Annotated in this window: 22 protein-coding genes; 16 read left to right on the plus strand and 6 right to left on the minus strand. The window is 65.9% G+C overall.

Translation table 11 applies throughout. The features are described 5' to 3' along the window. The first annotated feature begins 157 nt into the window (after positions 1–157). From rqpR to GXB81_RS16680, 9 genes are all read left to right on the plus strand, one after another. A complete protein-coding gene (gene rqpR, locus GXB81_RS16640; RefSeq protein WP_167282258.1) occupies positions 158–814 on the plus strand; it encodes a response regulator transcription factor RqpR in 657 nt (218 codons plus the stop codon). A gap of 311 nt (positions 815–1125) precedes the next feature. After that, positions 1126–2517, plus strand: a complete 1392-nt coding sequence (locus GXB81_RS16645) for an amino acid permease (protein ID WP_167042214.1) — start codon at positions 1126–1128, stop codon at positions 2515–2517. Positions 2518–3084: 567 nt separating this feature from the next. Next, entirely contained in the window at positions 3085–3618 is a 534-nt protein-coding gene (locus tag GXB81_RS16650) for a (2Fe-2S)-binding protein (protein WP_205989804.1), read from the plus strand. A gap of 10 nt (positions 3619–3628) precedes the next feature. Then, on the plus strand, positions 3629–6010 hold the full coding sequence (locus tag GXB81_RS16655) for a xanthine dehydrogenase family protein molybdopterin-binding subunit (protein ID WP_205989805.1): 2382 nt from the start codon (positions 3629–3631) through the stop codon (positions 6008–6010). 27 nt (positions 6011–6037) lie between these two features. Continuing rightward, entirely contained in the window at positions 6038–6835 is a 798-nt protein-coding gene (locus tag GXB81_RS16660; protein WP_167042208.1) for a xanthine dehydrogenase family protein subunit M, read from the plus strand. Positions 6836–6949: 114 nt separating this feature from the next. Next, the gene (locus GXB81_RS16665) at positions 6950–7831 is read left to right on the plus strand and encodes a MoxR family ATPase (protein WP_205989806.1); all 882 of its coding nucleotides are present in this window, start codon (positions 6950–6952) and stop codon (positions 7829–7831) included. Positions 7832–7914: 83 nt separating this feature from the next. Next, complete coding sequence (locus GXB81_RS16670) at positions 7915–9123, plus strand: VWA domain-containing protein (RefSeq protein WP_205989821.1); 1209 nt, start codon at positions 7915–7917, stop codon at positions 9121–9123. After that, entirely contained in the window at positions 9114–9710 is a 597-nt protein-coding gene (locus GXB81_RS16675) for a carbon monoxide dehydrogenase subunit G (protein WP_167282251.1), read from the plus strand. Before GXB81_RS16670 ends, GXB81_RS16675 begins: the two co-directional genes overlap by 10 nt. Further along, positions 9683–10705 (plus strand): XdhC family protein, encoded by a 1023-nt coding sequence (locus GXB81_RS16680; protein WP_205989807.1) that lies wholly within the window; start codon positions 9683–9685, stop codon positions 10703–10705. The genes GXB81_RS16675 and GXB81_RS16680 overlap by 28 nt, the downstream gene beginning before the upstream one ends. 47 nt (positions 10706–10752) lie before the next feature. Here GXB81_RS16680 and GXB81_RS16685 read toward each other — a convergent pair whose 3' ends face one another. Both GXB81_RS16685 and GXB81_RS16690 read right to left on the minus strand, forming a co-directional pair. Further along, positions 10753–11784 (minus strand): serine/threonine protein kinase, encoded by a 1032-nt coding sequence (locus GXB81_RS16685; protein WP_205989808.1) that lies wholly within the window; start codon positions 11782–11784, stop codon positions 10753–10755. A 163-nt stretch (positions 11785–11947) separates the two neighbouring features. Then, positions 11948–12160, minus strand: a complete 213-nt coding sequence (locus GXB81_RS16690) for a hypothetical protein (RefSeq protein WP_167042197.1) — start codon at positions 12158–12160, stop codon at positions 11948–11950. Positions 12161–12625: 465 nt separating this feature from the next. On the opposite strand from GXB81_RS16690, the gene GXB81_RS16695 reads away from it, so the two are divergent. The 5 genes from GXB81_RS16695 to GXB81_RS16715 all read left to right on the plus strand — a co-directional run bounded on the left by GXB81_RS16695 (position 12626) and on the right by GXB81_RS16715 (position 20745). After that, complete coding sequence (locus GXB81_RS16695) at positions 12626–15808, plus strand: efflux RND transporter permease subunit (protein WP_205989809.1); 3183 nt, start codon at positions 12626–12628, stop codon at positions 15806–15808. 151 nt (positions 15809–15959) lie between these two features. Next, the gene (locus GXB81_RS16700; protein WP_205989810.1) at positions 15960–17291 is read left to right on the plus strand and encodes an efflux RND transporter periplasmic adaptor subunit; all 1332 of its coding nucleotides are present in this window, start codon (positions 15960–15962) and stop codon (positions 17289–17291) included. Beyond that, positions 17288–18814, plus strand: coding sequence for an efflux transporter outer membrane subunit (locus GXB81_RS16705; RefSeq protein WP_241016405.1), 1527 nt, complete (start codon positions 17288–17290; stop codon positions 18812–18814). The genes GXB81_RS16700 and GXB81_RS16705 overlap by 4 nt, the downstream gene beginning before the upstream one ends. A 187-nt stretch (positions 18815–19001) precedes the next feature. Further along, complete coding sequence (locus GXB81_RS16710) at positions 19002–20258, plus strand: MFS transporter (protein WP_167042190.1); 1257 nt, start codon at positions 19002–19004, stop codon at positions 20256–20258. A gap of 301 nt (positions 20259–20559) precedes the next feature. Then, positions 20560–20745, plus strand: coding sequence for a hypothetical protein (locus GXB81_RS16715; RefSeq protein ID WP_167042188.1), 186 nt, complete (start codon positions 20560–20562; stop codon positions 20743–20745). Positions 20746–20869: 124 nt separating this feature from the next. Here the strand turns inward: GXB81_RS16715 and mgrA are convergent, their stop codons facing one another. After that, positions 20870–21913: an L-glyceraldehyde 3-phosphate reductase gene (gene mgrA, locus GXB81_RS16720; RefSeq protein WP_205989811.1), complete on the minus strand. Its 1044-nt coding sequence runs from the start codon at positions 21911–21913 to the stop codon at positions 20870–20872. A 226-nt stretch (positions 21914–22139) separates the two neighbouring features. On the opposite strand from mgrA, the gene GXB81_RS16725 reads away from it, so the two are divergent. Further along, complete coding sequence (locus GXB81_RS16725) at positions 22140–22346, plus strand: DUF3185 family protein (protein ID WP_167282239.1); 207 nt, start codon at positions 22140–22142, stop codon at positions 22344–22346. Between the two features lie 151 nt (positions 22347–22497). On the opposite strand, the gene GXB81_RS16730 is transcribed toward GXB81_RS16725, so the two are convergent. Together GXB81_RS16730 and GXB81_RS16735 are read right to left on the minus strand one after the other, a co-directional pair. Beyond that, a complete protein-coding gene (locus GXB81_RS16730) occupies positions 22498–23259 on the minus strand; it encodes a phytanoyl-CoA dioxygenase family protein (RefSeq protein WP_205989812.1) in 762 nt (253 codons plus the stop codon). 19 nt (positions 23260–23278) lie between these two features. After that, on the minus strand, positions 23279–23701 hold the full coding sequence (locus tag GXB81_RS16735) for a hypothetical protein (protein ID WP_205989813.1): 423 nt from the start codon (positions 23699–23701) through the stop codon (positions 23279–23281). Between GXB81_RS16735 and GXB81_RS16740 the strand changes: the two genes are divergently transcribed. After that, positions 23700–24059: a hypothetical protein gene (locus GXB81_RS16740; RefSeq protein ID WP_167042180.1), complete on the plus strand. Its 360-nt coding sequence runs from the start codon at positions 23700–23702 to the stop codon at positions 24057–24059. The two genes, GXB81_RS16735 and GXB81_RS16740, sit on opposite strands and share 2 nt — an antisense overlap. Positions 24060–24183: 124 nt before the next feature. On the opposite strand, the gene metK is transcribed toward GXB81_RS16740, so the two are convergent. Further along, positions 24184–25374: a methionine adenosyltransferase gene (gene metK, locus GXB81_RS16745; RefSeq protein ID WP_167282231.1), complete on the minus strand. Its 1191-nt coding sequence runs from the start codon at positions 25372–25374 to the stop codon at positions 24184–24186. Positions 25375–25424: the final 50 nt, after the last annotated feature.

Here is a 25424-nt window from a genome sequence, read left to right on the forward strand (position 1 = left end):
AGCGCCGGCCACGCCGACGTCAGCCCCCTCAGCCCCGGCAAGGCTGGCAGCAAAGCCCCGCGCGGCACTCTCGTGCAGGCGAGCTTCGCCTGGGACGCGCTGCTCGCCCCCGCATCCCGCGCCGGCCGGCGCGCGCTGCAATCGTGAGCGCGCCATCATGAGCCTGCGCATCCTGCTCGCCGACGATCACGCCGTGGTCCGCCAGGGTGTTCGCCAGTTGCTGCTCGACCGAGGCGTCGCGCGCGAAGTCGCCGAGGCGAAAACGGGCGCGGAAGCGCTCGACGCGCTCGGCCAGCAGAGCTTCGACGTCGTGCTGCTCGACATTTCGCTGCCCGACATGAACGGCGTCGAAGTACTCAAGCGCCTGAAGCGCAAGGCGCCGCGCGTGGCGGTCCTGATGTTCTCGATGTACCGCGAGGACCAGTACGCGGTGCGCGCGCTGAAGGCCGGCGCGTCCGGCTATCTGTCGAAAACGGTCGACGTCGCGCAGATGATCGGCGCGATCCAGCAGGTCGCCGCGGGCCGCAAATACGTGAGCCCGGCAATGGCCGAGGCGCTCGCCGATTACGTGTCGTTCGACGGCGAGCAGTTGCCGCACGAAAAACTGTCCGACCGCGAATACCAGACGCTGTGCATGCTCGCATCGGGCAAACGGCTCACCGACATTGCGGCGGCGCTGTCGCTGTCGGTGAAGACGGTCAGCGTGTACCGCACGCGGCTGCTCGAGAAAATGAAGCTGCGCAACAACGCCGAACTGACGTTCTACGTGATGAGCAACCGTCTGGTCGACCTGAATCCGGCGATGGCGGGCTGAACGCCTGCCGCACGCGTAAGCGCATATGCGTGCAACCGCGCAACGATCCGCCACGAAAATGCGGCACGCCGCGTAGCCTGCCTGGGGAGAGACTCCCGCCCCATTCGTCGTCGATTCGGTAAAAGCTTTATCCCCGCTTGCGCTCCGCGCGCAAACCTCTCCTCGAAGTCCTGCCCTCGCGGGAGTTTCCGCCCGCCCCCGCCCCACGTCACGGCGCATCCGAACAGGGATCTGGCACCGATCCGCTAGAATGCCGGGTTTTTCCCGACATTCGGCGCGCAACACGCGTGCACTACTGGAGACCCACGCCAATGTCCCTGTTTCGCAAAAAGAGCGTCGAGCACATGCTCACGGCGAGCGCTCAAAACGCCGGCCTGAAGAAGGCGCTCGGCGCACTCGACCTCACGTTCCTCGGTGTCGGCGCCATCATCGGCACCGGCATCTTCGTGCTGACCGGCACAGGCGCCGTGCAGGCCGGCCCCGCACTGATGCTCTCGTTCGTGATCGCAGCGATCGCCTGCGGCTTCGCCGCGCTCGCCTACGCCGAATTCGCCTCGACGATTCCGGTCGCCGGCTCGATCTACACCTACTCGTACGCGACGCTCGGCGAACTCGCCGCGTGGATCATCGGCTGGGACCTGATGCTCGAATACGGGCTCGCGACCTCGGCGGTCTCGGTCGGCTGGTCGGGTTATCTGCAGTCGCTGCTGTCCGGTTTCGGCGTGTCGCTGCCGATGGCGCTGACCGCGGCCCCCGGCGCCGTCCCCGGACACGACACGCTGTTCAACCTGCCCGCATTCCTCGTGATGATGGCGATCACCACGCTGCTGTCGCTCGGCGTGCGCGAATCCGCGCGGATCAACAACATCATGGTCGCGATCAAGGTAGTCGTCGTGCTACTCGTGATCGGCGTCGGCGTGTTTCACGTCACGCCGGCCAACTGGCATCCGTTCATGCCGAACGGCTGGAGCGGCGTGTTCGGCGCGGCCGCGGTGATGTTCTTCGCATTCATCGGCTTCGACTCGGTATCGTCGGCGGCCGAGGAAGTGAAGAATCCTAAGCGCGATCTGCCGATCGGCATCATTGCGTCGCTCGGCGTCTGCGCGGTGCTGTATGTCGCGGTCGCGGCGGTCGTCACCGGCATCGTGCCGTCGGCGAAATTCATGGGCATCACGCACCCGGTCTCGTATGCGCTGCAACTGGCGGGGCAGAACTGGGTTGCCGGCTTCATCGATCTCGGCGCCGTGCTCGGCATGCTGACCGTGATCCTCGTGATGGGCTACGGACAGACGCGCGTGATCTTCGCGATGTCGCGCGACGGCCTGCTGCCCGCGAAGCTCTCGAAGTTGCATCCGCGTTTTGCGACGCCGTTCTTCACGACGTGGCTCGTCGGCCTCTTCTTCGGCCTGATCGGCGCGCTCGTGCCGCTCAACGTGCTCGCCGAACTCATCAATATCGGCACGCTGGCCGCCTTCTCGATGGTGTCGATCGCGGTGCTCGTGCTGCGCAAGACCCACCCCGAGCTGCCGCGCGCGTTCCGTTGCCCAGGCGTGCCGGTCGTGCCGGTGCTCGCGGTCGCCTCGTGCCTGTTTCTGATGATCAATCTGCAAGGCGTCACGTGGATCGCGTTCGTGATCTGGCTGCTGATCGGCATGGCGATTTACTTCGGCTACTCGCGCCGTCATTCGAAACTGGCGAAGTAACGCTCCGCTTTGGCCGAGCCGCGCGAGTGGGCTGAATGCTTGCGGCGGCGGCCGGGTTGGGTTGTTCGCGACGCCTTCCGCTTGCCCCTATTCATGCGCCCCGCCATGCCCTGCATGCGGGGCGCTTCTTTTTCGGCCGCCGATTGCGCAAGCGCCTCGCTCTTCCCCGCGCGCCCAGATGCGCCGCCGCGCCGAACACACTTCCCCTCATAGCGCGCTCGCGCGATTTGTGTTTTACTTTTCGGCAGACCTATAAAAACCCGCAGCACCCTCATCGGACCTCGCGCATCGCAGCCAGCACGCAGTCGAAGGAAAGCAGGGCAAGAAAAATCACAGGTCCGGTCTCATCCCCACGAGATCGGGGCAAGCGCCGAAGTGCTCACGCCGATCGAGTGCGGTGAACGCATGAGATCGGGGTAGGTGCTAAAGCGCCAACTCCGATCGACTGCGGTAAACGCATGGGATCGGAGTAAGCGCTCAAGCGCCAACTCCGATCGACCGCGGTAAACGCATGGGATCGGAGTAAGCGCTAAAGCGCTAACTCCGATCGACATAGGAGACAGCTTCATGGCGATCAGCATCAGTCTGACGGTTAACGGCGCACCCGTTAGCGCCTCAATCGACCCCGGCACTCTGCTTGCCCAGTTCCTGCGCGAGCAACTACGCCTGACCGGCACGCACATCGGCTGCGATACGGCCCAGTGCGGCGCCTGCACCGTGCACCTGAACGGCCGCGCGATCAAGTCCTGCAACATCCTCGCCGTGCAGGCGGACGGCGCGCAAATCACCACCATCGAAGGGCTCGCGCAAAACGGCGCCATGCATCCGATGCAGGCCGCCTTCAAGCATTGCCACGGTCTGCAATGCGGCTTCTGTACGCCGGGCATGGTGATGAGCGCGGTGTCGCTGGTCGAGCGCCAACCCGACCTCACCGGCGACGACGTGCGCGCGCAGCTCGACGGCAATCTGTGCCGCTGTACGGGCTATCACAACATCGTCAAGGCCGTGCTCGAAGGCGCCGCGGGCATGAAGTCCGCCGCAGCGGCCACCGCCACGAACACCGGCGCGAGCGCGGGCACCGCCGCTGCGACCCCAGCCTGAGGAGCCGACGATGAACGCACCCGATACTCACAGCCTGATCGGCGCGGCCGTCGAGCGCAAGGAAGACTATCGCTTCCTGACCGGCAAAGGCCAGTACACCGACGACATCGTGCTGCCGCAGCAGACCTACGCGGTATTCCTGCGCTCGCCGCATGCGCACGCGAAGATCACCCGCGTCGACACGAGCGCCGCGAAGCAGTCGCCGGGCGTGGTCGCGATCTTCACCGGCGCGGACCTCGCCGCTGAAAACGTTGGCGGCCTGCCGTGCGGCTGGCTGATCCACAGCATCGACGGCAAACCGATGAATGAGCCGCCGCATCCGGTGATCGCGCATACGAAGGCGCGGCACGTCGGCGACCAGGTCGCGCTCGTGATCGCCGAATCGATCAAGGCCGCGAAAGATGCGGCCGAACTGATCGACGTCGATTACGACGTGCTGCCGGCCGTCGTCGATACCGCGCATGCGGCCGACCCCGGTCAGGCAGCAGTACACGACGAAGTGCCCGACAACGTCTGCTACAACTGGGGCCACGGCGACCAGGCCGCGACCGACGCCGCGTTCGCGAAAGCCGCGCACGTGACCACGCTCGACATCGTCAACAACCGGCTCGTGCCGAATGCGATCGAACCGCGCGCGGTCAACGCGAACTATTCGGCGCAGGACGACAGCTACACGCTCTATGTCGCGAATCAGAATCCGCACGTCGAGCGGCTCCTGATGGCCGCGTTCGTGCTGTCGCTGCCGGAATCGAAGCTACGCGTGATCGCACCGGACGTCGGCGGCGGCTTCGGCTCGAAGATATTCCTCTACGCCGAAGACGTCGCGCTCACCTGGGCGTCGAAGAAAATTCACCGGCCGATCAAATGGACCGCCGAGCGCTCCGAGGCCTTCCTCTCCGACGCGCACGGCCGCGATCACGTGACCCACGCCGAACTCGCGATGGACGCCGACGGCAAATTCCTCGCGATGCGCGTGCATACGATCGCGAACATGGGCGCGTATCTGTCGACGTTCGCCTCGAGCGTGCCGACGATCCTCTACGCGACACTGCTCGCCGGGCAATACGCGACACCGGCGATCTACGCCGAAGTGAAGGCGGTCTTCACCAACACGGTCCCCGTCGATGCCTATCGCGGCGCGGGCCGCCCGGAAGCGACGTTCGTCGTCGAGCGTCTGGTCGAAGCCGCCGCGCGCGAGATGAAGCTCGATCCCGCCGAAATCCGCCGCCGCAATTTCATCACCGCGTTCCCGTACGCGACGCCGGTTGGCCTCACCTACGACACCGGCGACTACGACACGCTGCTCTCGCGCGCGCTCGAACTCGCGGACGTGAAGGGCTTCGCCGCGCGCCGCCAGGCCTCGGAAAAGAACGGCAAGCGGCGCGGCCTCGGCTACTCGTGCTACATCGAGGCATGCGGGCTCGCGCCGTCGAACATCGCGGGCGCGCTCGGCGCACGCGCGGGTCTGTTCGAAGTCGGGCAGATTCGCGTGCATCCGACCGGTTCGGTCACCGTGTTCACGGGCTCGCATAGTCACGGCCAGGGGCATGAGACGACCTTCGCGCAGGTGGTCGCGGACCGCCTCGGCATCCCGCTCGAAAGCGTCGAGATCGTGCACGGCGACACCGGCCGCATCGCGTTCGGCATGGGCACGTACGGCTCGCGCTCGCTCGCGGTCGGCGGCTCGGCAATCTCGAAGGCACTCGATAAGATCGAGGCGAAGGCGAAGAAAATCGCCGCGCATCTGCTCGAAGCGTCGGCCGAAGACATCGAGTTCAAAAACGGCGTGTTCAGCGTCGCCGGCACCGACCGCACCAAGGCGTTCGCGGAAATCTCGCTCGCCGCTTACGTGCCGCACAACTATCCGCTCGACGTGCTCGAACCGGGCCTCGAAGAAAGCGCGTTCTACGATCCGACCAATTTCACGTATCCGTCGGGCGCGTATATCTGCGAGATCGAAGTCGATCCGGATACGGGCGTGAGCCGCATCGAGCAGTTCACCGCCGTCGACGATTTCGGCAACGTGGTCAACCCGATGATCGTCGAGGGTCAGGTGCATGGCGGGCTCGCGCAAGGCATCGGCCAGGCGATGCTCGAACGCTGCGTGTACGACAACGAGAGCGGCCAGTTGCTGTCGGGCTCGTACATGGATTACGCGATGCCGCATGCGTCCGATCTGCCCGACTTCACGGTCGAAACCGCGAAGGGCACGCCGTGCACGCACAATCCGCTCGGCGTCAAAGGCTGCGGCGAAGCGGGGGCGATCGGCTCGCCGCCGGCGGTGATCAACGCAATCATCGATGCGCTGGCGCCGCTCGGCGTGACCGACATACAGATGCCGGCCACGCCGCATCGCGTGTGGTCCGCGATTCAAGCGGCCAAGCAACCCTGACCATCGATCCTGAGCGGAGCATTCGACATGTATTCATTCGAGTATCAACGCGCGACGGATTCGCAAGCGGCCGCCGCAGCCCTCGCCGCCGACGGCGACGCGAAATTCCTCGCCGGCGGCCAGAGCCTGTTGCCGACCATGCGCCTGCGGCTCGCGCAGCCGTCGCAACTGATCGACGTGACGCGCATTCCCGCGCTCAAGACGATTGCGGTCAACGCGCAAACGGTGACGATCGGCGCGGCCGTCTGCCACTCGGACGTGGCCGATCACGCGGACGTGCGGCGCGTGTTGCCCGCGCTCGCCGATCTCGCGGGACATATCGGCGACCGCCAGGTGCGCGCGCTCGGCACGATCGGCGGTTCGCTCGCCAACAACGACCCGGCCGCATGCTATCCGTCGGCGGCGCTCGCGCTCGACGCGACCCTCGTCACCGACCGGCGGCGCATTGCGTCAGGCGACTTTTTCGTCGGCATGTACGAGACCGCGCTCGCGCCCGACGAGCTGATCGTCGCGGTCGAGTTTCCGGTGCCCGAGCGCGCGGCCTACGAGAAATTCAACAACCCCGCGTCGCACTTCGCGCTCGTCGGCGTGTTCGTCGCGAAGTTCGCGAGCGGCGTGCGCGTTGCGGTGACGGGCGCGGCGTCGTCGGTGTTTCGGGTGCCGGCGCTCGAAAGCGCGCTGTCGGCGAACTTCGCGCCCGATGCCGCGCGCGCGGTCAGCGTGTCGCCCGACGCGCTGAACGAGGACATGCACGCGAGCGCGGCCTATCGCGCGCATCTGATTCCGGTGCTCGCCGCGCGCGCGGTCACGAAGGCGAATAGTTAGCGATCTTGACCAATCGTGGCCGGCTTGCCGCGCGCTAGTTGACTTCAACCGCGCAGGCAAGCCGGCTTCGCTCACGTTGCACGTGAGGCAAGTTCGCACAGATTCAGGACCACCATGCAGCCGGCTTCAATCGACGACACCCTCACCCAACTCGCCGCCCAACGCTATTTCGCGAGCCGCGAACTCGCGACCGCGCTGTATCTCTCGCTGCGCATGGAGCGGCCGCTATTCGTCGAGGGCGAGCCCGGCGTCGGCAAGACCGAACTCGCGAAGGCCGCCGCGGGCCTGCTCGGCACCACGCTCTTGCGGCTGCAATGCTATGAAGGGCTCGACACCGCGAGCGCACTCTACGAATGGGACTACCCGCGCCAGATCATGGCGCTGCGGCTCGCCGAAGCCACCGGCGAGCGCCCCGGCAACGACACGCTGTATCGCGGCGAATTCCTGCTCAAGCGGCCGCTCCTGCAGGCGCTGATGCCCGACGAACATCACCCCGACGCGCGGCGCGTGCTGCTGATCGATGAAATCGACCGCGCCGACGAGCCGTTCGAGGCGTTTCTGCTCGAACTGCTGTCGGACTTCCAGGTATCGATTCCCGAATACGGCACCGTGCGCGCGGCGCAGCCGCCGCTCGTCATCATGACGTCGAATCGCACGCGCGAGGTTCACGACGCCTTGAAGCGCCGCTGCCTCTATCAATGGATCGGCTATCCCGATCGCGAGCGCGAACTCGAGATCGTCGCCGCGCGCGCGCCGCAAACGTCGGCGGAATTGCAGCGGCGCGCGGTCGATTTCGTGCACCGGCTGCGCGGCATGGACCTGTTCAAGGCGCCTAGTATCGCCGAAACGATCGACTGGTGCCGCGCGCTCGAAGCGCTCTCGGTGACGGAACTCGATCCGCAATCGGTACAGAACACGCTCGGCGTGCTGCTCAAGTACCAGGACGATCTCGCGCGCGTGGACGCCGCGCAGATCGCGCAGTGTCTGTCGGCTTGAGGATCGTCGGCATGGCGCATCAAACCGGCCCCGACTCACGCGATGACACGCAGCCGCGCTTTGCACCGGCCGACAGCGCGCCGATGCTCGCGCGCAACGTCGTCCATTTCGTGCGCGTGCTGCGCGGCGCGGGCTTGCCGATGTCGCCGGCGCAAGCGGTCGATGCGCTCGCGGCCTTGCACTGGATCGACCTCGGCCGCCGCGACGACGTGCGCGCCGCGCTTGCCGCCGTGCTCGTCACCGCACCCGACGAACGCGAACTCTTCAACGCCGCCTTCGATCTGTTCTGGCGCGATCCCGATTGGGAAGGCAAGCTGCGCGCGCTGCTGCTGCCGACAGTTCGCGACGGTCTGCCGCCGCCGACACGCAACAACCGTCTTGCCGATGCGCTCGCGGTACGCATGCCGCCATCTCCGAACGTCAACGCGCCACAGGAAACCGGGCAGCACGAGTTGCGCGCGCATCTCACGTTCAGCGCCGAGGAACGCCTGCGTCATCGCGATTTCGACACGCTCACCGCCGACGAATGGCGCGGCCTCCGCCATCTGATTCGCGCTCAGCGCCTGCCGCTCGCGACCGAGCCGACGCGCCGTCTGAAGGCCGCCTCGCACGGCACGCATGCGGACCTGCGCGCGAGCGCGCGGCAGGCGGTGCGCGCGGGCGGCGACTGGACCGTGTGGAAATATCGCGCGATCGTCGAACGCAAGCCGCCGCTGGTGCTGCTGCTCGACATCTCCGGTTCGATGAGCAGCTATTCGCGCGCGGTGCTGTACTTCTGCCATGCGCTGCTGCAATCGCGCGAACGCTTGCAGGTGTTTCTGTTCGGCACGCGGCTCACCAACGCGACGCGCGCCTTGCGCGAACGCGACCCCGACGTGGCCATCGCGACGCTCAGCGATCAGGTGCTCGACTGGTCGGGCGGCACGCGCATCGGCGCGGCGCTCGCCGAATTCAACCGACGCTGGGCGCGCCGCGTGCTGACAGGCCGTGCGACCGTGCTGCTCGTCACCGATGGCCTCGATCACGAAGCGATCGACGTGCTCGACACCGAAATGGCGCGACTTGCGCGTTTCGCGCATCGCATCGTCTGGCTCAATCCGCTGCTGCGTTTCAGCGGCTTCACGCCGAAAGCGCGCGGCGTACAGGCGATCCTGCCGTATGTCGACGCGCATCGCCCGGTTCATAATCTGGACAGCCTCGCCGCGTTCGGCCACGATCTCGCGCAACTCACGCGCGCGCCTCGCCGCACGTTCGCCGCGACGACATTCGCAGGAGCAAGCTCATGGAATTGACCGAAACTCACACGCTGCCGGTCGGACAGCAGCAAACCTGGGACGCGCTGAACGACACCGAGATTCTGCGCGCCTGCATCCCGGGCTGCGAAAGCATCGACCCCGACGGCGAAAACGCGTACCTGGTGGCGCTGAGCGCGTCGGTCGGTCCGGTCAGGGCGCGTTTCAAGGGGCGCATGCAACTGACCGAGATCGACGCGCCGACCAGCTACACGATCGTCTTCGAAGGCCAGGGCGGCGCAGCCGGTTTCGCCAAAGGCAACGCGCACGTCTCGCTCGAAGCCGAGAGCGACACCGCGACGAAGCTCTCGTACACCGCGAACGCACAGGTCGGCGGCAAGCTCGCGCAGATCGGCTCGCGGCTGGTCGACGGCGCGGCGCGCAAGATCGCCGGGGAATTCTTCAAGCGCTTCAGTGCCCAGCTTTCGGGCGAAAATAGCGAAGCCGCGGCGGACGGCAGCGCATCGGCTGCAACCGATACCGACGCCAACGCATCGACGCCATCGCAGGAAGCCGCGGACGGCGAGTCCAGCGGCGAAACAACGAAAGGAAAGAAATCATGGACAGCGTGGATCTCGAAGTTCTGAAGTCCAGCGCCCGCTGGCTGGACGAAGGACATCGCGCGCTACTGGTGACGGTGGTGAAGACGTGGGGCTCGTCGCCGCGTCCCGAGGGCGCGATGCTCGCGGTGCGCGATGACGGACTCGTGGTGGGCTCGGTATCGGGTGGTTGCATCGAAGACGATCTGATCGATCGTGTGCGGCAACGAGGCATCGAGCAGACGCATCCGGAAGCGGTCAAGTACGGTATCACGGCCGAGGAAGCGCATCGTTTCGGGCTGCCGTGCGGCGGCACGATCCAGCTCGTGCTAGAACCGTTGACGCGGCAAAGCGGCATCGCCGAACTTTGTCATGCGGTGGAAAGCGGGCGGCTCGTCGCGCGCGAGGTCGACATGGCGAGCGGACACGCGCGGCTCGACGACGCCCTCGCCACCGACGGCGTGCATTTCGACGGCGAGCGTCTGCTGACGATTCACGGCCCGCGCTACCGCATGCTCGTGATCGGCGCGGGACAGTTGTCGCGCTATCTGTGCAATATCGCGGTGGGGCTCGATTATCAGGTGACCGTGTGCGATCCGCGCGAGGAGTACACCGAGGAATGGGACCTGCCCGGCACGAAGATCGTGCGCACGATGCCCGACGATACCGTGATCGACATGAAGCTCGACGAGCGCTGCGCGGTGATCGCGCTCACGCACGATCCGAAGCTCGACGATCTCGCGCTGATGGAAGCGTTGAAAACGCCGGCGTTTTACGTCGGCGCATTGGGCTCGCGCAGGAACAACCAGGCGCGGCGCGAGCGCTTGAGGGAGTTCGATCTGAACGAGACCGAACTGGCGCGTCTGCATGGGCCGGTGGGCATTTATATCGGCAGCAGGACGCCGCCCGAGATCGCGGTCTCGATTCTTGCCGAGGTGACGGCGGCGAAAAACGGCGTCTCGCTGCCGACACTGCTGCAAGTGGAAGGCGCGAAAGCCGCGCGCGAAATCTCAGCCTCGGGCGGGGCCGCGTGCAGCGTGTAGCACGCGGCGGATAGCCAACGCCCTGCGCGTGCGCGAAAGCGAAAACGTCAGACCGGCCAGAGCGGCCCTTCCTGCATCGCGCCGATCTGCTCGCGCATCTCGAGAATGCGATCTTCCCAGTAGCGCTGCGTGTTGAACCACGGAAACGCCGCCGGGAACGCGGGGTCGTTCCAGCGACGCGCGAGCCATGCCTGATAGTGAATCAGCCGCAGCGTGCGCAACGCTTCGATCAGATAGAGCTCGCGCGGCTCGAATTCGCAGAAATCCTCGTAACCGGCGAGCAGATCGGCCAGCGCGCGTGATGCCTCGACGCGCTCGCCCGGCAGCAGCAGCCACAGGTCCTGAATCGCGGGACCCATGCGGCTGTCGTCGAAATCGACGAAATGCGGGCCCGCGTCGGTCCACAACACGTTGCTCGGATGACAGTCGCCGTGCAGACGCAGCGTACGAATCTCGCCGGCACGCTCGAACGCGCGCGCGACGCCTTCGAGCGCGAGGTTGACGACGGTTTCCCACGCGGTGCGCACGTCGTCGGGCACGAAACGATGCGCGAGCAGGAAATCGCGCGGCTCGTAGCCGAAGGTTTCGATGTCGAGCGCGGGACGCTCGGCGTAGTTGCGCGTCTGCCCGATCGCATGAATGCGGCCGATGAAACGACCTAGCCATTCGAGCGTATCGCGCCGGTCGAGATCGGGCGCGCGGCCGCCGCGCCGCTCGAAGACCGAGAAGCGGAAGCCGTCGAACGCATGCAGCGTGCGGCCGTCGAGCACGCGCGCGGTCACGGCCGGAATCTCGCGCGCGGCGAGTTCGGCAACGAACGCGTGTTCTTCGAGGATCGCGGCATCGCTCCAGCGCTCGGGACGATAAAACTTCGCGACCACGGGCGGCCCGTCTTCGACGCCCACCTGGTACACGCGGTTTTCGTAGCTGTTGAGCGGCAGCAGGCGGCCGTCGGTACGCACGCCTGCCGTGGCGAGCACGCCGTCGAGCGCGTCGAGCACAGTCTCGGGCGTGAGACGGGCGAACGGCACGGCGCCATCGGCGCCGGCCTCGGGAATGTCGGGAATGATGTCGTTCATGCCCGCATTGTGCGCCGCGCCGCGCGTAAAGACGAGGGCACGGCCTCACAATGTAGCGCGCGCATCAATCGCGCCTTACAGCATCACGACGGCTGACACACGCATGTCACTCGAAACTGCGACCCACTCGCGAGCGACCGCGCACGGCCACGAGCTACTGCGTTCAATGCATCTGCGCGCCGGCGGGGCGCACGAGTTCTCCGGTGTCGATGAGGTCTTCGAGAAAAAAGGGTTCGGTGTTCAGTTGCCGCGATGCGCCGGGTTCGCCGGCATACCACGCGACCATCGCCATGTCGCCAAGAATGCGCATGACGATTCCGCGCGCGCCTTGCGGCACGGCGATATGTACCGATCGGACGATGGAACCGACTTGCATGATATTTCCCCGCTTCCCGATGCCGGCTTGATGGCTGCACGCCGGTCGAGGTGATGATAAAAAGCGCCGCTTCGCCGCTGACGTTGCGAGCGCACCTGATCTGCCGCGCGCTTTACGCGTGAAAGGTTCGGGTCATTGTTCCCGTTTTGCGGGGCTTTGGGAAGCGCGATCAGACGGCTTTTCACCCGTCGTTTCGCCCTATTCCAATTACACTGCGCACAGCCGATGATCTCGGCGTAAGACCTCGTAACGAAGATCATCATAAACCCTGCGGGGCGGAGACCACAAAAACGTGCATTGCCTTCATGATCCGGCCGACACGAGCGCGGCACCGGCGAACGCTCGCTTTCACGGCACCCGCTGCACACGCGGCACGTTCCGCGCGCGCGGCGGTGCGCCGCTGCGCCGCGTGTGCGCCGTCGCGGCCCATCCCGCCATGTCCTACGTCATTCGTCTGCACTAGTCATGTGGATCGTTCGTCTCGCGCTGCGGCGCCCCTATACGTTCGTCGTGCTAGCGCTGCTGTTGCTGATCGTCGGACCGCTGACGATCCTGCGCACGCCCACCGACATCTTCCCGAACATCGACATTCCGGTGCTCTCGGTGATCTGGTCGTACAACGGCCTGCCCGCCGACGAGATGGAGCGGCGCATCGCGCTGAACTACGAGCGCGGCCTGTCGGTCGCGGTCAACGATATCGAGCACACGGAATCGACCTCGCTGAACGGCATCACGGTCGTGAAGATTTTTTTCCAGCCGGGCGCGAACATCGACGAAGCGCTCGCCCAGGTCACCGCGCTCTCGCAAACGCAACTGCGCTCGCTGCCGCCCGGCATCACGCCGCCGAACATCCTGCGCTATAACGCGTCGACGGTGCCGATCCTGCGGCTCGCGTTGTCGTCGGCGTCGCTGACCGAGCAGGAGCTATACGACTTCGGCAACAACTTCCTGAAGACGCAGCTCGCCACCGTGCCCGGCGCATCCGCGCCGCTGCCGTATGGCGGCAAGCAGCGGCAGATCATGGTCGATATCGATTCGCGCAAGCTGCAGGAGCGCAATCTTTCGCCGATGGACGTCGTCACCGCCGTCACCGCGCAGAATCTGATCCTGCCGTCGGGCACCGCGAAGATCGGCTCGACCGAGTACTCGGTGGAAATGAACGGCAGTCCCGATTCGCTCGCGGGCCTGAACAACATTCCGATTCGCAGCACCGCGAACGGCACCGTGTATATCCGCGACGTCGCGCACGTGCGCGACGGGTTCCAGCCGCAAACCAACATCGTGCGCGTGAACGGCCAGCGCGCCGCGCTGCTCACGATCAACAAGAGCGGCAACACGTCCACGCTCGACATCGTCGATCGCATCAAGACGATGATGCCGACGCTGCGCAATCTCGTGCCGCCGTCGCTCAATATCGACCCCGTCGCCGACCAGTCGCTGTTCGTGCGCGCCTCGGTGCAGGGCGTGCTGCGCGAGGCGCTGATCGCCGCGTGCCTGACGGGTCTGATGATCCTGCTGTTCCTCGGCAACTGGCGCGCGACGCTGATTATCGCCGTATCGATTCCGCTCTCGATGATCACCTCGATCATCGCGCTCTCCGCGCTCGGGCAGACGATCAACATCATGACGCTCGGCGGGCTCGCGCTCGCGGTCGGGATTCTCGTCGACGATGCGACCGTGGCGATCGAGAACATCAGCCATCAGCTCGAACAGGGCAAGACGCTCGAACAGGCGATTCTCGACGGCGCACATCAGATCGCGATTCCGACGCTCGTCTCGACGCTGTCGATCTGCATCGTGTTCGTGCCGATGTTTCTGCTCACGGGCGTCGCGCACTATCTGTTCATTCCGCTCGCCGAAGCCGTCGTGTTCGCGATGCTCGCCTCGTATTTCTTCTCGCGTACGCTCGTGCCGACGCTCGCGAAATATCTGCTGCGCTATCACCACAAGCCGGCGGATCTGCATCACGCGCCGAAGTCCACGCGCAATCCGTTCATGCGCGTGCACTATGCGTTCGAGCGCGGCTTCGCGCATTTGCGCGAGCGTTATCGCGTGTTTCTCGTCGCGCGCGTGGCACGGCCGGGCGGGTTCGTGACGCTGTTTCTCATCTGCTGTGGCGCGTCGATGTTGTTGCTGCCGTTTATCGGCCGCGACTTTTTCCCCGCCGTCGATGCCGGCACGATCGCGCTGCACATGCGCGCGAAAACCGGCATGCGCGTCGAGGAAACCGCGGTGCTGACCGACCGCGTCGACACGCGCATCCGCCAACTGATTCCGGCCGGCGAACTGCATTCGATCATCGACAACATCGGCCTGCCGGTGTCGGGCATCAACCTCTCGTACAGCAACACGGGCACCATCGGCACCTCGGATGCGGACGTGCTCATCACGCTGAATCCCGAGCATCATCCGAGCGCCGGCTACGTGCGCACGCTGCGGCGCTCGCTCAGCGACGAATTCCCCGGCGTGCAGTTCGCGTTCCTGCCGGCCGACATCGTCAGTCAGACGCTGAACTTCGGCATGCCGTCGCCGATCGACATCCAGATCGTCGGCCGTGAGGTGGCCGCGAATCGCGTATTCGCCGCGACGCTGCTGAACCGTCTGCGCACGGTGCCGGGCCTTGCCGACGCCCGCATCCAGCAGCCCGCCGATCTGCCGCGTATCTTCATCGACGTCGATCGCACGCGCGCGCAGCAGGCAGGCTTCTCGCAGCGCGATATCGCGAGCGATCTGCTCATCACGCTGTCGGGCAGCCAGCAGACCACGCCGACGTTCTGGCTCAATCCGCGCAACGGCGTGAGCTACAACGTCATCACGGAAGCGCCGCAATACACGATCGATTCGCTGCAAGCGCTCGCGAACATTCCGTTGAACGCGAACGGCCGCAGCAACATTCTCGGCTCGCTCGCGACGATGCGGCGCGAAGCCGGCAACGCGGTGCTCACGCACTACAACGCGCAGACCACGATCGATATCTACGGCACCGCCGACGGCCGCGATCTCGGCGGCGTGTCCGACGACATCCGCAAGATCATCGACGCATCGAAAGCCGAGCTGCCGAAAACCTCGACCATCGAACTGCGCGGCCAGGTGCAGACGATGAACGATTCGTTCTCGGGTCTGCTCGCCGGTCTGCTGTTCGCGGTGCTGCTCGTGTATCTGCTGATCGTCGTCAATTTCCAGTCGTGGCTCGATCCGTTCATCATCATCACCGCCCTGCCGGGCGCGCTCGCGGGCATCGTGTGGATGCTGTTCCTCACGCACACCACGCTGTCGATTCCGGCGCTCACGGGCGCGATCATGTGTATCGGCATCGCGACCGCCAACTCGATTCTCGTCATCAGCTTCGCGCGCGAGCAGTTGCTGCTGCACGGCGACGCGACGCGCGCCGCCATCGAAGCGGGCTTCACGCGCTTCCGTCCGGTGCTGATGACCGCGCTCGCGATGGTGATCGGCATGGTGCCGATGGCGATCGGTCTCGGCGAGGGCGGCGAGCAGAATGCGCCGCTCGGGCGCGCGGTGATCGGCGGCCTCACGGTCGGCACGATCGCGACGCTGATCTTCGTGCCGGTCGTGTTCTCGATGATCTATCGGCGGCTCGAGGCGCGGCATCAGCGCGCGGCCGAACACGTGGTGCAGAAGCCATGAAGACGAAGCGCGCGACGCCCGCGACAAACGCCGGCCGCGACCTGCGCCGCCTGCGCTTTACAGGCATAGATGCAGGCACCGATGCAGGCGCAGGCCGCGGCCATACGAAAGGCAGCGTCGACTGCCCATGCATTTCCAGAGGGGAAGTTTGATGGAAGCACAACGTCCGAACGGCTCGGGATCGGGCTCGGGTGCAGAGCACGGCGCGGCGCACGATCCCGCCAAAGCGCGGCGCACGCGCTGGCTCGCGATCGGGGCGGCGGTCGCGGTACTCGCGCTCGCCGCGCAAGGCATCTGGTCGCGCCGCGATGCGCACGCGGCGCTCGAACGCGATGCCGAGCACGCGAGCCAGACGAGCGTCGAAGTCGTGCTGCCGCAGAAGTCGTCGGCGGGGCTCGATCTCGTGCTGCCCGGCAACGTGCAGGCCTTTCTCGATACGCCGATCTACGCGCGCACCAACGGCTATCTGAAGAAGTGGTACGCCGATATCGGCGCGCATGTGAAAAGCGGCCAGTTGCTCGCGGAAATCGACACCCCCGAAGTCGACGACCAGTTGCGCGCCGCCCGTGCCGATCTCGCGAACGCCCAGGCGAACTACGCGCTCGCGAAAAGCACGGCCGACCGCTGGAGCGACATGCTGAAGAACAAGTCGGTCTCGAAGCAGGAGACCGACGAGAAAGTCGGCGACATGCTCGCGAAAAAAGCCACGCTCGATGCCGCGCACTTCAACGTCGCGCGGCTCGAAAAAACGCAGTCGTTCCAGAAGGTCTATGCGCCGTTCGACGGCACCGTGACCGCGCGCAACGTCGACGTCGGCGCGTTGATCGACGCGGGCAGCGCGGGCGGTCCCGCGAAGGAGCTGTTTCATGTCGCGCAGGCGGACCGTCTGCGTGTCTACGTGAACGTGCCGCAGGCCTACGCGCAGCAGGTGCGCGCACAGCAAAGCGCCTATCTGACGCTGACCGAAACGCCGTCGCGGCATTATCCGGGCACGGTCGCGCGCACGGCGGGCGCGGTCGATGCACAGCAGCGCACGATGCTCGTCGAGGTCGACGTCGACAATCGCGGTGGCGAACTGTTGCCGGGTGCGTATGCGCAGGTGCATTTCGCGCTCGGCGCGGGCGCGGCGCCGTTCACGCTGCCGGGCAATGCGCTGCTGTTCCGGCCCGACGGCGTGAAGGTCGCGACCGTCGACGCGCAGCACAAGGTAAAGCTGCTGCCGGTGTCGCTCGGCACGGACTTCGGCACGCGCGTCGCGATCGCCTCGGGTTTGCAGGGCAACGAACTGGTGATTCTGAATCCGCAGGATTCGATCGTCGATGGCGCGCCGGTGCGGATCGTGTCGCGCAAGCCGGCGGCGAATGCGGCGGAAGGGGCGAACGGTGCAAGCGATACGGCAGGGACGGCCGGCACAACCGGCGCGGCGGCCAGCGCGCCAGCCGTGCAGGGCCGCGCGAAGCGGGCCGCGAGGACGCAATCATGAAGAGGCCGGTTCCGCGCCGTGCCCCGGTACTTGCGCTGACATTCACACTGACATCGGCACTGACACTCGTCTGTGCACTGAGCGCCTGCACCGTCGGCCCCGACTACGTGAAGCCGGCCGCCGTCACGCCCGCGACCTGGCGCGAACTCGAAGGCACCGGCTGGAAGCCCGCGCAACCGGCCGACACGCTCACGCGCGGCGCGTGGTGGCACATCTACGCGGACCCGTCGCTCGATGCGCTCGAACAGCGGGTCGCGAGCGAGAACCAGGACGTGCAGGCCGCCGAAGCGCGTTTTCGCGCGGCCCGCGCGACCGTCGCGCAATATCGCTCGAATTTTTTCCCGGTGGTCACGGCGGGCGCCGGCTTTTCGCGCACGCGAACCTCGGAGAACGTGCTGCATAAATCGACCGCCGGCCTCACGCTGAACGACTACATCGTGCAGGCCGACGCCTCGTGGGAGCCGGACCTGTGGGGCCGCATCTCGCGCAGCGTCGAAGGCGCGAAGGCCGCCGCGCAGGCGAGTGCCGCCGACGTCGACGCCGCGCTGCTGTCGATGCAGGCCGAACTCGCCACCGACTACTTCGAGCTGCGCGGACTCGATCAGGAACGCCGGCTACTCGACGACACGATCAAGGCCTACGAGGAAGCGCTGGAGTTGACGCAGCATCGCTACGCGGGCGGCATCGCCACCGACGCCGACGTCGCGCAGGCGCAAGCGCAGTTGAAGACCACCCAGGCGCAGGCGCTCGACCTCGGTGTGCAGCGCGCGCAACTCGAACACGCGATCGCGATCCTGATCGGCCAACCGCCCTCGACCTTCACGCTGTCCGTTGCGCCGCTCGTGGCCGCGCCGGTCGTCGCGGCGAGCGGCGTGCCGTCGGATCTGCTCGAACGGCGGCCCGACATCGCGGCGGCGGAGCGGCACGTCGCCGCCATGAACGCGCAGATCGGCGTCGCGACGGCGGCGTTTTTCCCGAACCTGATCCTCTCCGTGACGGGCGGCCTCGAAGCGACCAACTACAGCCAGTGGCTGCTCGCGCCGAGCCGGCTCTGGTCGCTCGGGCCGACGCTCGCGGGCACGCTGCTCGACTTCGGCGGACGCGCGGCCGTCAAGGAACAGGCGCGCGCGCATTACGACGAAAGCGTCGCGCAATACCGGCAGACGGTGCTCGACGCGTTCGGCCAGGTCGAGGACAACCTGGCCGCGCTGCGCGTGCTCGAACAGGAAGCCGCGGCGCAGGACGACGCGGTGGCCGCCGCGCAGCGCTCGCTCGCGGTCGTGTCGGACCGCTACAGGAACGGCGCGATCACCTATCTCGATGTGGTCGTCGCGCAGACGACCGCGCTCACCAACGAACGCAACGCGGTAGCAATCGCGCGCCGGCGGATGGCCGCGAGCGTCGCGCTCGTGAAGGCGCTCGGCGGTGGCTGGGATGTGTCGGCGCTGCCGGGCGAGGACGAGATCGTGCATCCGCCGGCCTCGACGCCAACGCCGGCCGGCGCGGTGGCAAAAAGCGGTTAGCGCGGCTAGCGGTATTGGCGACAAGGGCCGCGCAGTCGGGTCGCGGCAGTCGCTTTCGCGGCACCGCCAACCGCCCATCCTGCTGGCTGCGCGCGGCGCCGCTTTGCCCACGCCAACGTCCCGAATCCGCTTTTCCGCGTATTCTTAACGCTTTTGTGCTTTTTTGCGTGCCCCAAGGAGTCTTGTCGTGACCCTCCCGCCGGAATCCCAGCGGACTGCTTCTGCCGTTCCCTCCCCGGCCGCCGCCCCGGCGGCGGCGGACATCCCCTATCTCGAACGGGGCACGCGCGCCTACTGGCGCGCCGCTATCGCACTGCTGTTCGCCGGTTACGCGACGTTCTCGCTGCTCTACTGCGTGCAGCCGCTGCTGCCGTCGTTTTCCGATGCGTTCGGCGTGACGCCCGCGCAGAGCAGCCTGTCGCTGTCGCTCTCCACCGCCGCGCTCGCGCTCTCGATCTTCGTCGCGGGCTTCGTCTCCGAAGGCTGGAGCCGCCACAAGCTGATGACGACATCGCTCACGGTATCGGCGGTGCTGACCATCGGCGTGTCGATCGCGCCGCACTGGCATCAGCTGCTCGCGCTGCGCTTTCTCGAAGGGCTCGCGCTCGGCGGCGTACCGGCCGTCGCGATGGCCTATCTCGCCGAGGAAGTGCATCCCGACGGCCTCGGTCTCGCGATGGGGCTTTACGTCGGCGGCACGGCGATCGGCGGCATGGCCGGGCGCGTGATTACCGGCGTGGTCGCCGATCTGTTCTCGTGGCGCGTCGCGATCGGTACGATCGGCGTGCTCGGCCTGCTGTCGATGCTCGCGTTCCGCGCGCTGCTGCCGCCGTCGCGCCACTTCGTGCCGCGTCGCGGACTCGGCTTCGCCCATCACCGCACCGCGCTGCTCAAGCAGTTCACGCGGCCCGGGCTGCCGTTGCTGTTCCTGCTCGGCTTCGTACTGATGGGCAGCTTCGTCACGCTGTACAACTACATCGGCTACCGGCTGCTCGCGCCGCCGTATCGCCTGAACCAGACAGAGATCGGCGCGATTTTCGTCGTGTATCTGACCGGCGTGGTCGCCTCGCCGTGGTCGGGGCGCATGGCCGATACGTTCGGCCGCGCGCGCGTGCTGATGGCGAGCCTGCTGCTGATGGCGTTCGGTCTCGCGCTGACGATGCTGCATCCGCTCGCGGCGATCGCCACCGGCATCGCCTGCCTGACATTCGGCTTCTTCGCCGGCCACGCGGTGGCGAGCGGCTGGGTCGGCCGGCTCGCGAAAGAGGCAAAAGGCCAGGCCGCCGCGCTGTACCTGCTCGCGTACTACATCGGTTCGAGCGTGGTCGGCTCGTACGGCGGCCGCGTGTGGGCCAGTCATGGCTGGAATGGGGTGGCCGGGCTGGTGGGAACGCTGCTCGTCATCGGACTGCTTGCCGCGATGCGGCTGCGCCGCCGCGAGTAGCCGGTGAACGATGCCGTATCGAACCAGCGCGCATCGAATCGCGCCTGAACGTAAGGCGTACGTAAACGAACACTTCATAGTTTCCGACCATGCTTGCTGCGCCGCATCAATCGCCGCAAGCCCTGTCGGACGGGGTTCAGCGGTTTGCGAATAAGCACCGTTGAGCCCCCTGGACGCCATCTCGCGCCGTGATGGCCGTCCAACGGTCTCCTATACTCGAAACGAGTTCGGACGCGGCAGAGTTTCAGCCCGCAGTCCGCGCCGGAAATGCATAGCCACTCTTGCATGCGAGGAGACGAATATGACGACGTACTTTACGATCAGCGATTTCATTCTGGTCATTCCGATGGCGCTGGCGGGCGCGTTGTTCGTCGGTGCGCTGCCCTGCAAGACCGAAGTGCGGCACAACGCGCTGCGCGTGCTGGGCGCGCTGATCGGCGTCGTGTGCGCGGTGGCGCTGGTCGAAGGGCTGCCCGCGCTCGTCTAGCGCAAGCCATATAAAAAACCGCCTTCGCGTGAAGCGTCGGCGGTTTTTTTCGTCTCTGCTAACACGGTGGACGGCCGGCTGACTCACTTGTCGCCGGCGCGTCCGTCGCGTGTCCGTTACGCGATCAGATTGCCTGATCCGTCGACGGCTTTTCCCACAGGTTGATCCCGCCTTCGGTCGCGTAGCGGTCGATCTCGGCGAGTTCGTCGGCGGAGAACGCGAGGTTCTTCAGCGCGCCGACGTTCTCGCGCACCTGCTCCGCCCGGCTCGCGCCGATCAGCACCGAGGTCACGCGCTGATCGCGCAAGGCCCACGCGAGCGCCATCTGCGCGAGGCTCTGGCCGCGACGTTGCGCGATGTCGTTGAGCTTGCGCACGTGTTCGAGGTTCTGCTCGCTCAGATGCTCCTGCTTCAGCGAACCGCCGCCCGCCTTGTTGACGCGCGCGTCGGACGGCACGCCGTCCAGGTACTTGCTGGTCAGCAAACCTTGCGCGAGCGGCGTGAACACGATCGTGCCCGCGCCGACCGCTTCGAGCGTATCGAGCAGGTCGCGCTCGATCCAGCGGTTCAGCATGTTGTACGACGGCTGATGGATCAGCAGCGGCACCTTGTATTCGGCGAGCAGCTTCGTCATTTCGCGCGTCTTCGCGGACGAGTACGACGAGATGCCGATATACAGCGCCTTGCCCTGCTGCACCGCGCTCGCCAATGCACCCGCAGTTTCCTCGAGCGGCGTATTCGCATCGAAGCGGTGCGAATAGAAGATGTCGACGTAATCGAGGCCCATGCGCTTGAGGCTCTGATCGAGACTCGCGAGCACGTACTTACGCGAGCCGCCGCCCTGGCCGTACGGACCCGGCCACATGTCCCAGCCGGCCTTCGACGAAATCAGCAGCTCGTCGCGATACGGTTTGAAATCGTCCTTGAAGAGGCGGCCGAAGTTGGTTTCCGCGCTGCCGTACGGCGGGCCGTAGTTGTTCGCGAGGTCGAAGTGGGTGATGCCGAGATCGAAGGCCGTGCGCAGGATGTCGCGCTGCGTGGAGATCGGCGTGGTGTCGCCGAAGTTGTGCCACAGGCCGAGCGACAGTGCCGGCAGTTTGAGACCCGATTTGCCGCAGACGCGGTATTGCATGTCCGAATAGCGTTCTGAAGCTGCTTCGTAAGCCATTGCTAGTGTCCTTGTCGATGAGATCGCCCGGCGATTGCGGGCTTGAGGATTCGCGCGATGCGAGAGGCGTACTGCTCGAAGGATTGTTGTGGTGGTGTCGTCGTGGTACGGCGAGACCGCTATGGTAGCCAATCGACTTCATCCTTGCAGGGACCCAGTATGCGGGATGGACGATCGCGAACGGCTCACCTACACTCTGGCCGGATCAGGCTGATGGGAGAAGCAGATGACGAAGGCGATTTCGATCGCGCTGATTGTCGGCGGCATCGTGTTGCTGTATTTCGGCGGGCAAGCGTTCAACTCGGTGAGCAGCGACGTATCGCGCTTCTTTACCGGTTCGCCGACCAACAAGGCGATCGTGCTGATCGTCGCGGGCGTGGTGGCGACGCTGGCGGGACTGACGGGCGTGGCGTTGTCGGGGCGCAAGCGTTGAGGGCATGCGCGAGGTCGCAACGAAGGTGTGCGGCCAGGGCGCGCAATAGGCAATAAGGAAAGGCCTTGCCGAACATGCGGCGCCTGTCGCTCGCATTCGCATGATGATCGAATGCGAACGCGAGCGACAGGCGCCGTCGTCGTTCACGAGCCTAGAACGCGATCTCGGGCTTGGCGGCCGAACGCGTGCCGGGCAGCGGCACGTTGCTCACGCCGTGATAGGTGTACACCAGCGAAAACTTCACCTGATCGCTGAGATTCTTGCCGGCCGAATGCAGCGTATTGCAGTGGAAGAACACCACGTCGCCGGCCTTCAGCTCGGGCGACACCGCGGTGCGAATCGCGGCCTGATTCTCTTCGAGATCGGCGCGGAAAAATCTGGCTTCGTCGAAACGGTCCGACGTCAACGCCGCGCCGTGCGATTTCGGCACGAACCACAGTGCGCCGTTGTCGACGGTCTCGGGGCCGACCGCGAGCCATACCGACACGAGATCGTCGCGCTCGAACGACCAGTAGCGCACGTCGCGATGCCAGCCGGTCAGGCTGCCGTATGCGGGATGCTTGGTCATCATGCAATTGTGATGCGCGCGCGACAGCCGCGGCTCCTCGCCGAAGTACAGCTCCATCCAGCCGCGAATTTCCGGCGCGGTGGCCCATTGCGCGAAAGCCGGATGACGCCCGTACGCGTCGAGCAGACGTCGCACCGTATGTCCGCCCAGGGCATCTTTCGACGACGGCGCGCCCGGATACTGCAGATCCGCTTCGAACTCGATCGGCGCCGCGGCTTCGTGCAACTGCTGCTGCGCGATCCGCTTCAGTTCCTCACAACGCTCGGGCGCCACCAGGCCCGGCACCACGACAAAACCCTGCTCCCGCAACGTGTGAATCTGCTCTTTTTTCGAATGGAGTGACATGGTGTTCCATGACTGTCGGCTAACTGATCTTTGATTGTAAAACGGGCGCGATCGGCCTGCGTTCTTTCGGAGGGACGTTTTTGCCGGACGTTTTTGCCAAGCGTTTCGAGCAGGCTTTTTTCGCGGACAACGGCACGCCTCGCGCAACGATTCGGGCGACGCGTCGATCCAGGGCAAACCCGCAACCGCAGGGTAAAAACGGACTTTCTGACGTCACGAATCGCGTGTAGCCTACTGTGTCATGTTGATCGCTGCTTACGCACTTCTGCGCCGCGCGCGGGCCATTGCGACCCATGCCGCCGGTTTCTTCGCGTTTTCCCACCAAATTTCCGGCTTTCACGCCGTTCACCGCAACCCCGTCATCGGCACGTTGGGGGCTGCGTCGCGTGCACATCCCGGTGCGCGTCTCGGCGTGCGGTACTTTGCCTACTTGTGAAGCCATGCATACTCTTCTGAGCACCCGTCTCACTCGCGCCGCGCTGAAAGCGGCGCGTCCTGCGCGCCGCCATCTGATGCGGGCGCTGCGTCACCATGCCGCCCGCACGCGCGCGCTCGGCGAACAATGGCGCGACGCCAGGGCCGTCGATGGCATCCGCACCTGGTTCCATACGTTCTTCTCGGCGCTGCGCCAGCAAAGCGGCGCGCGCCGTTTCTCGCTGCGCACGCTGCTGCGCAAGCCGACGCCGCAGCGTCTCACCGCCGCGAAACGCGCGCCGGCTGCCGTGCAGGTTCATACGAGCCGCCGGCCGCGGCGGCTGTCGACGAGCAGCAGCGGGTGGTTTGCGTTTGCGAGCCGGTAACACGGAAAACGCGGCGGCAAACGCAGCGGCAAGCGCATCCGGTACATCACCTACGTCCGATAAAGAAAAACCCCGCCCGGCTCGCGCCGGCGGGGTTTTTTAGCTTGATGCGGTCGACTCGCGCTTATTCGGCGAGTGCGGCAACCGGCTCGGTGCCGGCAGCTTCGGCGAGTGCCAGCGCCTTGTCGGTCGCTTCCCACGTGAATTCCGGCTCTTCGCGGCCGAAGTGACCGTAGGCCGCGCTCTTCTCGTAGATCGGGCGCAGCAGATCGAGCATCTGGATGATGCCCTTCGGACGCAGATCGAAATGCTGACGCACGAGTTCGGTGATCGTGGCATCCGACACGCGGCCCGTGCCGAACGTGTTGACCATCACCGAAGTGGGCTGAGCCACGCCGATCGCGTACGACACCTGGATCAGGCAGCGCGACGCGAGACCCGCGGCCACGATGTTCTTCGCGACATAACGGCCGGCGTAAGCCGCCGAGCGGTCGACCTTCGACGGGTCCTTGCCCGAGAACGCGCCGCCGCCGTGGGGCGCTGCGCCGCCGTACGTATCGACGATGATCTTGCGGCCCGTCAGACCGCAATCGCCCTGCGGACCGCCGATCACGAAGCGACCGGTCGGGTTCACGAGGAACTTGATGTCGCCCTTGATGAGTTCGGCCGGCAGCGTCGGCTTGATGACTTCCTCGATCACCGCTTCGCGCAGCGTTTCGAGACTGATGTCCGGCGAATGCTGGGTGGACAGCACGACCGTGTCGATCGAATGCGGCTTGCCGTCGACGTAGCGCACCGTGACCTGCGACTTCGCATCGGGGCGCAGCCAGGGCAGACGGCCGTCGCGGCGCAGATTCGCCTGACGCTCGACGAGACGGTGCGACAGGTGGATCGGCAGCGGCATCAGTTCCGGCGTTTCCTCGCACGCGTAACCGAACATCAGGCCCTGGTCGCCCGCGCCCTGATCGAGGTTGTTGTCGTGCGCGCGGTCCACGCCCTGGGCGATGTCCGGCGATTGCTTGTCGTACGCGACGAGCACCGCGCAACCGCGGTAGTCGATGCCGTAGTCGGTGTTGTCGTAGCCGATGCGCTTGATCGTGTTGCGCGCGACCTGGATGTAGTCGACGTTCGCGGTCGTGGTGATTTCACCGGCCAGCACGACGAGACCCGTATTGCAGAGCGTTTCGGCTGCGACGCGCGAGTATTTGTCTTGCGTGAGGATGGCGTCGAGGATGGCATCCGAGATCTGGTCCGCGACTTTGTCGGGATGGCCTTCGGAAACGGATTCGGAAGTGAAGAGATAGTCGTTTGCCACGTTGCGGACTCCTGTTGTGTGGTTACGGTTGAGTTTCACGTAGCCAGCTT

Origin of the sequence: Paraburkholderia sp. Ac-20336 (assembly GCF_017105025.1) — a bacterium.
Taxonomy (GTDB): Bacteria; Pseudomonadota; Gammaproteobacteria; order Burkholderiales; family Burkholderiaceae; genus Paraburkholderia.